The following is a 13,316-nucleotide window of genomic DNA, read 5'->3' as shown; positions in this document are numbered from 1 at the left end:
AAGCGCCACGCTTCGCCACGGGCAAATGGCGGCGCGCTCTCGCGCACAGGCTGATCGCCCGCGGCGACCACCGGTGAACGCTCACGTGAATGCCTACGCTGCTGGGAGCAGGGAGCCCCGGCCTTCCGCGTCCGTCTCGGCCGGATGCGAGGGGAGCTCCACGAGGACCGTGGCGCCAGCGCCGCACCATCAATCCGTGCTGGGTTGGAGATCGCGCTTCAACGCGCCGGCAAGAGGACGCGCGCTCCGCGAGCGAGCGTCACGCTGTCCACGTGGCCCATCAGCTGTCGCTCCGGCAGGACGACGTGGAAGTGCGTGTTCGACCCCCTGTGCGTGAAGACGCCGTGGTGGCGCTTCGAGAAGAAGCCCACCAGCGTCCCTTCGGCCGCGGGGAGCGTTCCGCTCACGGATGCCCGGACGTGGTCCGCGTGCCCGCCGCCGGGGGCGAGCTTCCTCCCATCGATGACATGCCAGCTCAGATCGCGGAAGCTCCCCCGCACCTGGACCGGGACGGCGCCCTCCGCGTCGAGGCCGCGCTCCCGCAGCAAGGCCTCGACGCGCGCGTCGATCTGCCCGTCCGGCACGTCGGCGTCGAGCGTCGCCTCCTGCCAGCGCGCGACGCTCGCCACAACGAAGAGCGCCGCGTGCTCCTCCGCCCCCGCGGCGCGGACGTCGAGCGTCCCGTCGTCGCGCGCATAGGAAGTCCAGATCGCGTCGTCGACGACGGTCACCTCGCCGCGCAGCTCGCTGAGCGCGCCGACGCCGAACGCGTGCGGGCCCGGGACGACGTCGCCGATGCGCACGGCGGGCCCCGTCTGCCCCTCGTGCATGATCGCGCGGAGCGCGCCGAACGAGCGGACCGACGCCGCCGCCGGCGCGCTCGGTGCGGGCCCCGCGGCTGTCTCTCCCGAGGGCGCGCAGGCCGCGATCGAGGAAAGGACGAGGGCTCCGACGGGAACGCTAGATCGCATCGCGCGCGTCGCTCGCATGGGATGGCTCCTCGGTCGCGCGTCGAAGCGCGCCGTTCAAGACGTGCAGGGCGCGCACAACGGCGTCGCGCTCCGCGCAGGGGATGGCGTCCAGGATCGACTGGAACCGCAGCAGGCTCTGCTCTTCCAGCCGCCCCGCCAGGCGGCGCCCGGCCGCGGTGAGCCGCAGGCGGCGGACCCGCCCGTCCGCCTCGCTGACGTCCTGCGCCACGCGGCCGTCGTCGCGGAGGCGCTGTATCAGCCGGGTGACGTTGCTCTTGTCGACGCCGAGCGCCCTCCTCAGGTCGCTCTGCGTGAGCTGCGCGCCCGCCTGCTCGGCCTCGGCGAGGATCGCCAGGGCGTGCGCCTCGCGCGGCGCCACCTCGACGCCGCAGGGCGTGCGCTCCTCGTCCAGCAGCCCGAACCCGCGCACGAAGGCGCGCACCTCGGAGCGGAGCTCTCTCGTTGTCACCACGCCAGGTGAGCACGGATGGTTGCGCACAGCAACCATTTAGTTGCGCAGCGCAACCAAATCCGAGGCGCCGCGCGGCGGCCGCGGCGCCGGCGCGCGCCGCGGCCGACCCGGCGGTCACGCCCTGGCGCCGGGCGGCGGCTGCGTGCGCGCGAGCTCGCCCGGGTAGCGCTGGAACCACGACGACAGCAGCAGCACCTCGTCGACCTCGCCGAGCGGCACAGGCGCTGTCGCGGGCTCGACGGGGCCGAAGACGTCGGCCGCGAGCCGGGCGAGCGCGCGGTGATCGTCGTCCGCGCGCGGCGCGGGGACCTCGGCGCGGACGCTGCCGCGGCGGACGAGGTAGACGCGGTCGTCGCCCCCGTGGCCGGGGACGGTGTAGAGGAACGAGAGCGACCCGAGCGCGAAGCGGAGCCGCTGGAGCTCCCCGCGCAGGGCGGTGAGGCGCTGGATCCGGTCGCGCAGCGCCGCGGCGCGCTCGAACTCGGCGCGCTCGCGGCACGCCTCCATCTCGTCGCGGAAGCGGCCGATCGGGCCCTCGCTGTGGCCCTCGAGGAAGGCGCGGGCGAGCGCGACGCGGTCGGCGTACGCTTGCGACGAGCAGCCCGCGACGCAGGGGCCGAGGCAGCGCTTGATCTCGTAGCGGATGCAGCCGGGCGCGCGGAGCTCCAGCGAGAAGAGCGACCGCTGGTCGTCGAAGCGCATCGGCACGTCCTCGGCGCAGTCGCGCAGCCCGAGCGCGTTGGAGAGCGCGCGCACGGCCTCGCGGACGCGGCCCGCGCCCGTGAACGGGCCATAGTAGAGCGCGCCTGGGTCGCGCGCGGGGCCGCGCACGACATGGAGCTTCGGCGCCGGCCCGCGCGTGACCTTGATGAAGGCGTAGCGCTCGAGATCGCGCTTCATGGCCACGTTGAAGCGCGGCCGCAGGCGCCGGATGAGCCTGAGCTCGGCGAGGAGCGCCGCGAACTCGCTCGGACAGTACTCCCACGCGACATGGCTCGTCGCCCGCAGGATGCGCGCGCCCTTCTCCTCGGGCTCGCAGCGGAAATAGCCGAGCAGCCGCGTGCGCACCCGCTTCGACTTGCCGACGTAGAGGACCGAGCCGTCCTCGCCGAACATGCGGTAGACGCCGGGCCGGTTCTCGGCGCCCGCGCGCACGAGGCTGCGGAGCATCGAGAGCCGCTCTTCATCGGAAGGCCTCTTCCGCGCCGGGAGCAGCGCCTCGCGCGACATCGGCGCATGTTCTTGCCAGTCCATGGCGGCCGCGCAAGGCGGGCCGCGCGCGGGCGGCGTCGACAGGCGAGCTCAGGAGACGCGGAAGGCGAGCTCAGGAGATGCGGAGCGAGCCGTCGATGGAGCCTTGTGCTGACCGGCGAGCCCGGGCCGTACGAGGGCGTGCTCGCAGCGCGACGCCTTCCCGCCCGCCGTCGCCCGCTGTCCTGTTCACGCGGCGCTCTCGGCCTGCCTGAGCTTGCCGCGCTCCGCGCCGGAGCGCTCCGCGGCGCCGGCGTCGACGCGCGCGGCGAGCATCGGGCGGAACGCCGCGCGGTACGCGTAGGCGAGGTAGATCTCGAGGGCGAGGACGAGCCACGCGGCAGGGCTCGGCGGCGTGAGGAAGGTGTGGAACGCGACGATGTTCACGACGATGGGCGCGAGGAGCGCCAGCGCGAGCGGGACGTAGCGGTTCGAGAGCAGGAGGGCGCCCGCGACGACCTCGGTCCCCTTGAGCAGCGGGAACAGGTACCCGCTCGCCGCCAGCGCGCCGGCGAAGCCGGCGGCGGCCTCCGGCAGCGGCGGCTGCGGCAGGAACTGCAGGAAGCCGTTGAGCCCGAAGACGAAGAACACGAGCCCCTGGAGCGTGCGGGCGGCGGCGGGAGCGAAACGTTTGATGTTGTTCATGACACGAGCCTCGCTGGGTGAGGCGGGCGCTCCCGATCGGGAGCGCCCGCCCCCCAGATGTGGTCGCTCGCAACGCATGGTGCTATTGTGCAACAAATCAACTCAGTGTTGCGCCAGTGCAACCTGGCCAGCGCGACCTGGCCAGCGCGAGCCGACCGGAGCCCCCGGCCGCCGCAGCCTGGCAGGAGGCGCGCTTTCACCCTCGCGAGGTCCCCGCATGCCTTCCCCCCGCCCGACAGCCCGACCCCAGCCGCCCCGGGCGCCCCAGCTCGACGAGATCGCCGCGTTCGCCCGGGTGGCGGAGCTGGGCTCGTTCACGGCCGCGGCCGCGCAGCTCGGGGTCCCGAAGTCGACGGTGAGCCGCGCGGTGACGCGCCTGGAGGAGCACCTCAAGGTGCGGCTGCTCCAGCGGTCGCCGCGCGCCGTGGCGCTGACGGACGCGGGCCGCCGCTTCTTCGGCGACGTGGCGCCGCACATCGCCGGCCTTTGCGACGCAGCGCGGGCGCTCGACGCCTACCAGGGCCAGCCGCAGGGCCTGATCCGGCTCAGCGCGCCGCCCGACAGCGGGGGGTCGTTCCTGGGCGAGATGCTCGTCGAGCTCAGCGCGCGTCATCCGCTGCTCTCCGTCGAGGTGGACCTGTCCTCTCGGCAGGTGGATCTGGTGCGCGAGGGCTTCGACGTGGCGCTGCGGGCGATGCGCGAGCTCCCGGACTCCTCGCTTGTCGCGCGCAAGCTGCTCGACTCCGAGGTGCAGCTCTTCGCCGCCCCCTCGTACCTCGCGCGCCGCGGCCTCCCCCGCGCGATGGACGAGCTGGCCGATCACGAGCGGGTGGCGTTCGTTCCGGGGGCCCGGCGCGGCCAGTGGCCGCTCGACGCGGACGCCGTGTGCAACGCGATGGCGACAGGGCGCATCGCCACCGACAACTTCCAGCTCATCCGCTCGGTGCTCCGCGCGGGCGGCGGCATCGGTCCGCTCCCGCGCCTCCTCGCCGCGCCCGATCTGGCGAGCGGGCGCCTCGTGCGCGTCCTGCCCGAGTGGTCGGAGCGCGCGGGCACCCTGTACCTCGTCTACCCCAGCGCGCGGCACGTGGCGCGGAACGTCGCTGTGTTCCGCGACTTCGTCGTGGCCTGGATGAAGCGGCTGGCGTGAGCGCGGCGGCCTCGTGGGGGCGCGGAGGGCTCCTGTGCGCGAGCGACGAGCGCGTCCCTGGCCAGGTAGGGGCTCACGAACCCGAGCTCACCGGTCGAAGGCGAACAGGATCAGCGTGGTCTGGTCGAGGCTGAACGGATAGAGCCCGGCGGCATAGCAGCGAATGAGCGGGAGGAACGGGTTCCCCTCCATGTCGTCGCTGCCCTCGGCCAGCTGCCACTCGATGCACTCGAGGGCATCCATGGTGGCGTAGGCGAGATACCAGCGCGCGGGCTCCACGCCGTCGCGTGGCGCGCACGCCTCGATATCGAGGCCCGGATCGAGCCTGTTCCAGAGCACCACGTCGCCGACGCGCAGGAACAGATCCCCCGGGCGAGGCGCCGCGCCGGTCTGGAGGTCCACGCAGTGCTTTGCCTGATCGCTCAGCGTCCAGCCGCGAGCCTTCGAGTGGCGCGATGACAGCGGCTTCAGCGCCGAGAACTTCCAGTCCCACGGCTGGTTGCACACGCGATCGCGGAGCGCGGTGAGCTCGCGCCAGCCGCCCCGGGACGATCGCGTCTCCACGGTGGCCGGAAAGACATCCGGCAGGTGCGCCCGCGCGCGCGCGTTGTGCTCCCGCAGGAGCCGCGCCGCCCGCGCTTCCGCCGCGGGATCGCGCGGCGGAACGAACCAGTCGATGGCCGCCCACTCGGCGAGGATCTGCCGGATCGACGCGGTCGCCGCGCCGTACTCGCCCTGGGCCGGATCGACGCCGAGCGTCCCTCTCACGGCGAGAACCTCCCGAGTACCGTCCTTCGCCCGTCGTGCTCCAGGCGCACCAGCACGACGCCCTCCTCGCCGCCGGCGATGCCGACGCCGGAAACGAGCGAGCCGATGACGGGGGTGAGCTCGGTTGTCCCAAGCACGTAGACGCGCCCGGCGGGGATCAGCTCCTCGACCGCCTCCCGGAGCGCGCGCACGGCGTCGCCGAAATCGACGGTCGCCCCGCCGAGCTTGCGGCGCGCGAGCGCGACGATGCGTCGATCGCGCGCGCTGAGCGCGATCCGATCGAGCGGCTCGGCTCGCCTCTTCAGGCCGGAGTCGCCGCGCGCCTCGGACCCGGAGATTCGATGGATGGTGAAATCGGTCTTCGGGTCGGCGAAGGCGGGGATCACACGAAGGTTCTACATCCGGCGGGGGCCCGGGGCAACGGGGGCGCCCGGCGCTGGGCGGGGCCCTTCACGCGGCCAGGAGGCTCACGACCGCTGCAGCTCCGCGAGCAGGTCCTCGAGGCGGTCGTAGCTGATGCCAGCGCCCTCGGCCATTCCGGTCGAGAGGACGATGTCGCGTACCTCCAGCGACGGATAGCGCACCGTGACAGTCATTCGTGTCTTGCCGCCCTCCTCGGTGAAGACCGATGTCACCACCGAGACGCTGTCCGGGTACTGCTCGAAGATCTCGGTGAACACGAGCCGGCTCGGCGGCGAGATCTCCCGGTACTCGCCATAGAAGGCGAACTCGCCCCCGGGGTGGCGGTTCACGAAGCGCCACGCGCCGCCCGGGCGGAGATCGATCTCGCAGACGGGCACCGAGTAGCCCTCGCTCAGGCAGCCCCACCACCGCTTCACGTGCTCGGGCTTCGTCATCGCGTCGAACACGAGATGCCTCGGCGCGTTGAACACGCGCGTCATGCGGACCTCCTGCTCCGACGGGGTCGAGACCTGGAAGCTGTCCTTATTCACCGCGCTGCTTGCGATCATGACTCTCCTCCTCCTTCGCTGTGAGCTCTTGCAGATACCTGTCCAGCCGATCGAGCCGCCCCTCCCAGAGGTGCCGGTAGTGCTCGGCCCAGTCGACGACTTCCTTCAACGGGCTCGCCTCGATCCGGCACCGCCGCCACTGCGCGTCGCGCCGCCGCTCGATGAGCCCCGCCCGCTCGAGCACCCGGAGGTGCTTCGAGACAGCCGGCATGCTCATGTCGAACGGCGCCGCGAGCTCGGTGACCGAGCACTCGCCCGATGCGAGGCGGGCCAGGATCGCCCGGCGCGTCGGGTCCGCCAGGGCTGCGAACGTGGTGCTGAGCTGGTCGGTCGGCATGGGCATTTAACCGATTAGTTAATTAACCTGAAAGTTAAATACGGCGCGGAGCCGCGCCTGTCAAGCGAGATCCCCGCGCGGCGGCGCGATATGGGCCCGATGGCTCGATGCGTCTGGAATGTAAAAATGCAGCGAGAGCGCTGCGCGGGGGGCGCGGTGGAGCGGCGCTTCCCGGGGCGGCGCGCGGGGCGGCGGCCGGCGGGGACCTACTTCGGGAGCTTCATCACGGTGCCGCCGGCGCTGTTCGTCCAGTACACGCTGGTGGCGTCCACCGCGATGCCGAGCGGGTGGTCCTGCCCCGTCGCGAGCGTGATCGGCGCATCGCCGCCGAACTGCGCCGTCATCACGGTGCCTCCGTCGTTGGTCCAGTACACGCCGGCGCCGTCCACCGCGATCCTGCGCGGGTTGCGTTGCCCGTCCGCGAGCAAGGTGGGGTTGCCGCCCTCGAGCGGCGCCGACATCACGGTGCCTCCGTCGTTGGTCCAGTAGACGTGCGTCGCGTCCACCGCGATGTCCTGCGGCTTGCTCTGGCCGTCCGCGATCACGACGGGATCGCCGCCCTCGATCGGCGCCTTCATCACGGTGCCGCCCTCGTTCACCCAGTAGACGTGCGTCGCGTCCACCGCGACGGCCAGCGGGGAGTCTTGCCCCTCCGCGAGCACGACGGCGTCGCCGCTGGCGTCGATCGGCACCTTCATGACAGTGCCCAGGCCGCCGCTCGTCCAGTAGACGTTCGCCTCGTCGGCCGCGATGTCGAGCGGGTAGGTCTGGACGCTCGCGAGGATCTCGAAGGCGCCGTCGAACGATGTCAGCATGATGTACTCGAGGCCCGAGTCAGCGTAATAGATGTTGCCGGAGCCGAGCGCGATGCTCACGGGATAGAAGGGCTCCTCCGCCTCGAGGTAGGCAGACGCATTGCCGCCGCCGACCGGTACCCACATCACCTTTCGAGCGCCAGGATCGACCCAGTAGACCGCTGTGTCGTCGACAGCGATGTCGATCGGCTCGACGCCGCCCGACGCGAGGACCAGGGGCTCGCAGCGCGAGTCCACGCACGGCTGTCCCAGACAGTGGTGGCCGCAAGCGCCGCAGTGATCCGGATCGGAGCTCGTGTCCGCGCAGGCGCCGGAACAGAACGTCAGTCCATCGTCGCAGGCGGCCACGCCTCCGCCGCTGCCAGACGTCGCCGCGCTCGTGGCCTCGGAGGTCGCAGGATCGAAGTCTCGGCTCTCGGGGCTGCACGCGACAGCCGGCCAACAGAGGATGCTCAACAGGAGAAAGCGCTTCATGGAGCGCATCGTAACCCGAAGCCTCTCGCCTCGACGTCGCCGAGATCACGGCCGCGCCGGGGCGAGCGGCGGGCGCGCTCCTCGTGAAAGCGCCGGACGCGCGCCGCCTAGCCCTTGTCCGGCGGCGGCCCCCGGAAGGCGTCCAGCCCCGCGACAGGCTCCAGCTTCACCGGGCGCCCCTCGCGCGCCGACGCGTAGATCGCCTCGATGAGGCGCATGTCCTGGAGCCCCTCCTCGCCCGGCGTGTGCGGCGGCCGGTCCTGGCGCACGCACTGCGCGACGTGGTCCATCTCCAGGGCGAAGTGGTTCTTCTCGACCAGCTTCCGCTCGCTCGCGTCCTCGATCGGGCTGCCTTGCATCTTGCGCGAGACGCGCATGCGGAGGCCCTGGTAGGGGAACGCCGGGTCCATGTCCGCCCAGCCCTCGGGCCCCATGACGCGGAGGCGCTTCGACTGGTGACAGCTGTAGCTCGTGGAGCAGACAGCGCGCGCCCCGCTCGGGAACCGCAGGAAGAAGTCGACCGTCTCGTCGACCTCGCGGAAGCGCGGGTCGTCGGGCGTGCTGTAGGCGGACCCGAGCACCTCGATCGGCTCCTCTCCCGTGAGGTAGCGCGCCGCGCTCAGGCAGTAGATCCCGATGTCCGGGAGCGCCCCGCCCCCGGCCAGCGCCTTCTTCAGCCGCCACTGGTCCGGGTCGCCCTGGTGCTGGGCGTTCACCGCCGTGATCGTCTTGATCGGGCCGATCTCCTTCGCCCGGCAGAGGCGGATCATCTCGCGGTGATGGGGCTCGTACTGGAGTCGGTACGCGACCATCAGCTTGCGGTTCGCCTTCTTGCACGCGTCGATCATCTCCACGCACTCGGCCGAGGTGTTGGCCATCGGCTTCTCGCAGAGCACGTGTTTGCCCGCCTGCGCCGCCCGGATCGTGAATTCGCGGTGCATGCTGTTGGGCAGCACGATGTAGACGACATCGACGGCCTTGTCGTCCTTCAGGCGATCGAACGTCTCGTAGCTGTAGACGCTCTTCGGATCGATCCCGTACTGCCCGGCCACCCGCTCGGCCTTCTGCGCGTCTCCGCTGACGAGCGCCGTGGGCCGCGCGTACTTGCACTCGCCGAAGGCCGGGAGGAGCTCCTCGAGCGAGAGCCGCCCGAGGCCCACGATCGCGAACCCGACGCGCTTGTCCGGGGCGAGCGGGGCGGGCATCTCCTCGGATTCGCGCTCGGTCGGCGCCATCAGGCGAGGCAGCTTGACGGGCGCTGGCGATTCGGGGGACGCGCCCGCGTTGCTCTCCGCCCTGGCGCACGCGGCGCCCAGCTTGGCGATCGCGCCCGCGACAGCGAGCCCGCCGGCCGTCCGCAGGAGGCCGCGCCGGGATACAATGTCTCCGGATCCACCCATCGAGAGGCTCCTTGTCGTGGAAGGGCACCCGACCCCTCCGGTGGGCCGCAGGCTTGCACGGCCGGGCGGCCCGTGAGCGTCGGGTCCCGCCGGATTCTCGCCCTCGGACGGCGATGTAGCCGGGTGAGGAGCGAGCCGTGCGCCAGCGCGTCACGCCCCGGTGCGGATGGACCCTATGATGGCGGCTCCGGCGGAGCGCAGCTCCTCCGGCTGGAGCGGCTCATTGCCGTGTTTCGCGCGGGACGCGGCTTGGATACGCTGTCTCGCGAGCCCGCTCGTCACGCCCGTGGATCCGGGGCCGAGCACGCATCGTTCGAGGCCCCGCACCCGACATGTACCGAACCGCCGCGTCCCGCCCGCCCGAGCCACCCCGCGAGTGGCAGCTCATCGTCGAGGCCCGCCTCTACGAGCACCTCGGCGTGCCCGAGGCCTGGCTCGCGCGCGTCGGGAGCACCGTCGCGCTGCTCCTCGGCGCGCGCGTGCTCGTGCCCGAGCACCACGGCGACCAGCGCGCGCGCCTCTTCGACGACCTCAGGCGGGTCGCGGGCCAGCCGCCGCCGCTCCTCGCGCCCGGCTCGTTCGGCCTGGAGCGCGTGTGCACGCCGGGCGAGGAGGAGGCCGCGCCGCGGCACGTCGCTGTCTGCCCCTGGCCGGACGGCGCGGGCATGACGCTGGGGGGCATCGCGCGCTACCTCCCGGGCTCGCGCTTCGAGCCCGGCGCCGCTGTCGAGGTCGCCGCGCAGCTCGCGCGCGTGCGGCTCGCCGTGCCGCACGCCGACTTCACGTACGCGCGCGTCATCGTCTTCGAGACCGGCGAGGTGTGCGTCGCGCCGCCGCTGCCCGAGACCGAGCGCTCGGCGATGCCGAGCTACACCGGGCTCGAGTTCCTCGACACCCTGGGGATGAGCGCCCCCTCGCCCGACGTCTCGCTCGACGTTCGGCCGCCCGGCTTCGGCGTGGCGTCGGCGCTCTTCGAGCTCGTCACCGGCTTCGGCGAGGCGGGCGCCGAGGCGAAGCGCCGGGTCCTCTCCGGCGCGGCCGCGGCGCAGCCCGCGCGCCTGCGCCACCCGCTGCCGTCCGACCTCGGGGTGAACGACCTCGAGATCGACGCGCTCGTCGCGCGGGGCACGTCGGGCGAGGCGCCGCTCCCCGAGCTCGCGCAGGCGCTCGCCGCGCTGAGCCAGGCGCTCGACGGCGCGGCCGCGCTCGGGCGCGCCGTGCGCGCGTGCGTCGCCGCGGCCGCGCCCGCCCCGCCGCACGTCCAGACGTCGGACGGGAGGCGCGTCTACATGCTCTTCCCGGACGTGCAGGAGCTCCCCATCGGGGCCGGCTGGCCGGGCGCGGCGCCGTGACGACGCCGCGGCGCTAACCGCAGCGCGGCACGTCGTCGAGGGCGGGCGCGCTGGTCAGGGGGCCTGCAGGTCCCGATCGGCGCTCTGGAACCAGCGCGTCGCGACGCGGACCGCGTTGGTGGCCGCGCCGAGCCGGAGGTTGTCGCCGACAACGGTGAGGCAGACGCTCTTCCTGTCGCGGTCCCGCGCGTCGGGGCGGATCCGCCCGACAAGCGCGAGGTCGCGGTCCTGCACGCAGTGGAGCGCGCTCAGGCCCTCGCCCGCGGCGCCGGGGAGGTGCTTCACGAAGGGCGACAGCGCCGGATCGCTCAGGATGCCCGTCACCCGCTCGAGGTCGACCGGGCGCTCGAACGTGACCCACGCGTTCTCGTAGTGGCCCACGGCGACGCCGACGCGGCAGCACTGCGCGGAGACGCCGAGCTCGGGCATGCCGAGGATCTTGCGGCTCTCGAAGATGAGCTTCCGCTCCTCCGAGGAGAAGCCGCTCTCGTCGGTGCCGCCGTTGTGCGGGACTGTGTTGCCCGCGTAGCCCGACAGCTTGAACGGCAGGCCCAGCCGATCGAGGGCCTGGTAGCCGTCGCGCGCGTCCGCGAGGAACGCGTCGAGGGCCGCGATGCCGGCGCCGCTGACCGCCTGGTAGGTGCTCACCGTGACAGCGCTCAGCCCGAACTCCCGGCGCAGGGGCGAGAGCGCGAGCGTCAGCGGGATGGTCGTGCAGTTCGGATTGGCCACGAGCCGGACCGACTCGTCGACGAGGCTCGAGTTCACCCCGGCGGTGACGAGCGGCACCTTCGGGTCGGCGCGGTACGTGTTGCTCTTGTCGATCACGCGGTACCCGAGGTCGAGCAGCCGCGGCACGTACCGCTTGCTGTGCTCGTCATCCAGGGCCACGAACGCGAGGTCCCCGCGGGGGGCGTCCTGCGCCTCGAGGCGCGAGGCGCCGAGCACCTCGTACGACTTGCCGTCGAGGGTCAGCTCCTGGTCCCGGCTCGCGAACAGGGCGAGCGTTGCGCCGGGCCACGCCCGCGCGATGAGGGAGATGGTCTCGCGACCGACGAGACCCGTAGCGCCGAGAATGCAGATTCGCATAGGGCTGCTCTTTACCAGAGCAGGGCCCAGCCGACGAGGGGCCTGGCGAGATGGCGAGACAGCCGGATGAGCGCCGCGTTATGACGCGACGCGTTGTTCCGAGTTGGTGGGACGTTGGCGGGGACGTCGGCGGAGGAGCGACGGGGGCGTCTGCTCAGATGACCGTGCCCGGGGGGACGACGGCGTTCTTCGGGACGACAACGACGCCCTCGCGCGCCGCGTAGAACTCGGCGTCGGCGTCCTCGCGATCGGGCAGGTTGCGGATCACCACCCCTTCGCCGATGCGCGCGTTCTTGTCGATGATGGCGCCGTCGATCTTGCACCCCCGGCCGATCCCGATGGGGGGCAGCCCCCGCGTGCTCTCCGGGGCCTGGACGGAGAACAGGGACTCGTAGTCCGCGCCCATCATGACCGTGTTCGACATGGTGACGTCGGGCCCGATCGACGAGAGCTGCCCCACGACCGACCGGCAGATCTTCGACTCGATGATCCGGCTCCCCTCGGCGAGCAGCACCTGATCGAGCACCGAGCCGGCCGTGACGTGGGCCGGGGGGAAGAACTGCGGGCGGGTGTAGATCGGCCGCTGCGGATCGTAGAACGAGAACGGAGGGTTGGTGTCGGTGAGCGCGAGGCTGGCCTCGTAGTAGCTCCGGATCGTGCCGATGTCCTCCCAGTACCCGTCGAACGTGTAGGTCACCATCCGGTGGGTGTCGAGCGACTGCGGCAGGATGTGCTTGCCGAAGTCGGACGAGTTGTCGCGCTCGAGCATCTCGTAGAGCGCCTTCGCGCGGAAGATGTAGACGCCCATCGAGGCGAGCCACGGGTTCTTCGGGTCCGGGATCTGCCGCACGTTGTCGAGCAGCTTCATGTCCTTCGGCTTCTCGATGAACTTCACAACGCGCCCGGCGTCGTCGGTGTCCACGATGCCGAGGCGGGAGACCTCGGCGGTCGGGACGGGGCGCACGGCGAGCGTGACGTCGGCCCGGGTCTCGCGGTGGTGGGCGAGGAAGGGCTCGTAGTCCATGCGGTAGAGGTGGTCGCCCGAGAGGATCATGACGTCGCGCGGGTCCGGCGACTTGACCTCTCCGAGCTGCTTGCGGACCGCGTCGGCCGTGCCCTGGTACCAATCGCTGTGGTTGGGCGTCTGCTCGGCGGCGAGGATCTGCACGGCGCCCGCGGAGAAGACGTCGAACCTGTACGTCTGCGTGATGTGGTTGTGGAGAGAGACCGAGTTGTACTGCGTGAGGATGTGGATGCGGTTGAAGCCCGAGTTGAGGCAGTTGCTGATCGGGATGTCGACCAGGCGGTACTTGCCCCCGGTCGGGACGGCTGGCTTCGAGCGCAGCTTGGTGAGCGGGTAGAGGCGGCTTCCGACGCCTCCGCCGAGGATCAAAACCACCACGTCGTTGTGCTTCAAGCGGACCTCCGCGAGGTGAGAGGGGACGGTTCGACGCCCGGAGCGATGGGCGCGACTAGACTAGCCGATCACCGTGATCGGTCGAGCCGAAACCCGGTGCGCGCGGGGCGCGGTGGCGTCGCGGCCCTCGCTATCACCGGAGCGCCCTCAGGGCAACATGCGTGATGAGGCGGAGACGCGGAGACGCTGATCTCCGGCGTTTGC

Annotated in this window: 14 protein-coding genes; 2 read left to right on the top strand and 12 right to left on the bottom strand. The window is 72.0% G+C overall.

The annotated features are described in order from the left end of the window. Positions 1 to 218 precede the first annotated feature (218 nt). The 4 genes from WMF42_RS28605 to WMF42_RS28590 form a co-directional block, all read right to left on the bottom strand. On the bottom strand, positions 219 to 971 hold the full coding sequence (locus tag WMF42_RS28605) for an acetolactate decarboxylase (RefSeq protein WP_437686076.1): 753 nt from the start codon (positions 969 to 971) through the stop codon (positions 219 to 221). After that, complete coding sequence (locus WMF42_RS28600) at positions 961 to 1,440, bottom strand: MarR family winged helix-turn-helix transcriptional regulator (RefSeq protein ID WP_437686074.1); 480 nt, start codon at positions 1,438 to 1,440, stop codon at positions 961 to 963. The genes WMF42_RS28605 and WMF42_RS28600 overlap by 11 nt, the downstream gene beginning before the upstream one ends. A 117-nt stretch (positions 1,441 to 1,557) precedes the next feature. Then, entirely contained in the window at positions 1,558 to 2,673 is a 1,116-nt protein-coding gene (locus tag WMF42_RS28595; protein ID WP_437686072.1) for a GIY-YIG nuclease family protein, read from the bottom strand. Between the two features lie 210 nt (positions 2,674 to 2,883). Continuing rightward, positions 2,884 to 3,339, bottom strand: coding sequence for a DoxX family protein (locus WMF42_RS28590; protein WP_437686070.1), 456 nt, complete (start codon positions 3,337 to 3,339; stop codon positions 2,884 to 2,886). 217 nt (positions 3,340 to 3,556) lie between these two features. Here WMF42_RS28590 and WMF42_RS28585 point away from each other — a divergent pair, with 217 nt between their 5' ends. After that, positions 3,557 to 4,489 carry a LysR family transcriptional regulator gene (locus WMF42_RS28585; RefSeq protein WP_061609887.1) on the top strand — a complete coding sequence of 311 codons (933 nt, stop codon included), beginning with the start codon at positions 3,557 to 3,559 and terminating at the stop codon, positions 4,487 to 4,489. Between the two features lie 87 nt (positions 4,490 to 4,576). Here WMF42_RS28585 and WMF42_RS28580 read toward each other — a convergent pair whose 3' ends face one another. The 6 genes from WMF42_RS28580 to WMF42_RS28555 all read right to left on the bottom strand — a co-directional run bounded on the left by WMF42_RS28580 (position 4,577) and on the right by WMF42_RS28555 (position 9,254). Further along, on the bottom strand, positions 4,577 to 5,257 hold the full coding sequence (locus tag WMF42_RS28580; protein WP_437686067.1) for a hypothetical protein: 681 nt from the start codon (positions 5,255 to 5,257) through the stop codon (positions 4,577 to 4,579). Then, complete coding sequence (locus WMF42_RS28575; protein WP_437686066.1) at positions 5,254 to 5,643, bottom strand: hypothetical protein; 390 nt, start codon at positions 5,641 to 5,643, stop codon at positions 5,254 to 5,256. The genes WMF42_RS28580 and WMF42_RS28575 overlap by 4 nt, the downstream gene beginning before the upstream one ends. 81 nt (positions 5,644 to 5,724) lie before the next feature. Then, a complete protein-coding gene (locus tag WMF42_RS28570) occupies positions 5,725 to 6,228 on the bottom strand; it encodes an SRPBCC family protein (RefSeq protein WP_061609884.1) in 504 nt (167 codons plus the stop codon). Next, complete coding sequence (locus WMF42_RS28565; protein WP_061609883.1) at positions 6,203 to 6,565, bottom strand: ArsR/SmtB family transcription factor; 363 nt, start codon at positions 6,563 to 6,565, stop codon at positions 6,203 to 6,205. The genes WMF42_RS28570 and WMF42_RS28565 overlap by 26 nt, the downstream gene beginning before the upstream one ends. A gap of 206 nt (positions 6,566 to 6,771) precedes the next feature. Further along, the gene (locus WMF42_RS28560; protein ID WP_437686063.1) at positions 6,772 to 7,854 is read right to left on the bottom strand and encodes a hypothetical protein; all 1,083 of its coding nucleotides are present in this window, start codon (positions 7,852 to 7,854) and stop codon (positions 6,772 to 6,774) included. 107 nt (positions 7,855 to 7,961) lie between these two features. Continuing rightward, entirely contained in the window at positions 7,962 to 9,254 is a 1,293-nt protein-coding gene (locus WMF42_RS28555; RefSeq protein WP_437686061.1) for a Gfo/Idh/MocA family protein, read from the bottom strand. A 332-nt stretch (positions 9,255 to 9,586) separates the two neighbouring features. Between WMF42_RS28555 and WMF42_RS28550 the strand changes: the two genes are divergently transcribed. After that, on the top strand, positions 9,587 to 10,606 hold the full coding sequence (locus WMF42_RS28550) for a hypothetical protein (RefSeq protein WP_437686059.1): 1,020 nt from the start codon (positions 9,587 to 9,589) through the stop codon (positions 10,604 to 10,606). Between the two features lie 54 nt (positions 10,607 to 10,660). On the opposite strand, the gene WMF42_RS28545 is transcribed toward WMF42_RS28550, so the two are convergent. Continuing rightward, positions 10,661 to 11,695, bottom strand: a complete 1,035-nt coding sequence (locus WMF42_RS28545) for an aspartate-semialdehyde dehydrogenase (protein WP_061610888.1) — start codon at positions 11,693 to 11,695, stop codon at positions 10,661 to 10,663. A 154-nt stretch (positions 11,696 to 11,849) separates the two neighbouring features. Further along, a complete protein-coding gene (locus WMF42_RS28540) occupies positions 11,850 to 13,112 on the bottom strand; it encodes a glucose-1-phosphate adenylyltransferase (protein WP_061610887.1) in 1,263 nt (420 codons plus the stop codon). Between the last annotated feature and the right edge of the window lie 204 nt (positions 13,113 to 13,316).

The sequence above is a fragment of the Sorangium sp. So ce176 genome (genome assembly GCF_051519835.1).
GTDB classification, from domain to species: domain Bacteria; phylum Myxococcota_A; class Polyangia; order Polyangiales; family Polyangiaceae; genus Sorangium; species Sorangium cellulosum_G.
This window is presented reverse-complemented; position numbering and strand designations above follow the sequence as displayed.

Excerpts from the sequence above, each read along its gene's own strand:
- WMF42_RS28605 (WP_437686076.1), bottom strand. The coding sequence starts at position 971 with ATGCGATCTAGCGTTCCCGTCGGAGCCCTCGTCCTTTCCTCGATCGCG.
- WMF42_RS28595 (WP_437686072.1), bottom strand. The coding sequence starts at position 2,673 with ATGTCGCGCGAGGCGCTGCTCCCGGCGCGGAAGAGGCCTTCCGATGAA.
- WMF42_RS28590 (WP_437686070.1), bottom strand. The coding sequence starts at position 3,339 with ATGAACAACATCAAACGTTTCGCTCCCGCCGCCGCCCGCACGCTCCAG.
- WMF42_RS28585 (WP_061609887.1), top strand. The coding sequence starts at position 3,557 with ATGCCTTCCCCCCGCCCGACAGCCCGACCCCAGCCGCCCCGGGCGCCC.
- WMF42_RS28570 (WP_061609884.1), bottom strand. The coding sequence starts at position 6,228 with ATGATCGCAAGCAGCGCGGTGAATAAGGACAGCTTCCAGGTCTCGACC.
- WMF42_RS28565 (WP_061609883.1), bottom strand. The coding sequence starts at position 6,565 with ATGCCGACCGACCAGCTCAGCACCACGTTCGCAGCCCTGGCGGACCCG.
- WMF42_RS28560 (WP_437686063.1), bottom strand. The coding sequence starts at position 7,854 with ATGAAGCGCTTTCTCCTGTTGAGCATCCTCTGTTGGCCGGCTGTCGCG.
- WMF42_RS28555 (WP_437686061.1), bottom strand. The coding sequence starts at position 9,254 with ATGGGTGGATCCGGAGACATTGTATCCCGGCGCGGCCTCCTGCGGACG.
- WMF42_RS28550 (WP_437686059.1), top strand. The coding sequence starts at position 9,587 with ATGTACCGAACCGCCGCGTCCCGCCCGCCCGAGCCACCCCGCGAGTGG.
- WMF42_RS28545 (WP_061610888.1), bottom strand. The coding sequence starts at position 11,695 with ATGCGAATCTGCATTCTCGGCGCTACGGGTCTCGTCGGTCGCGAGACC.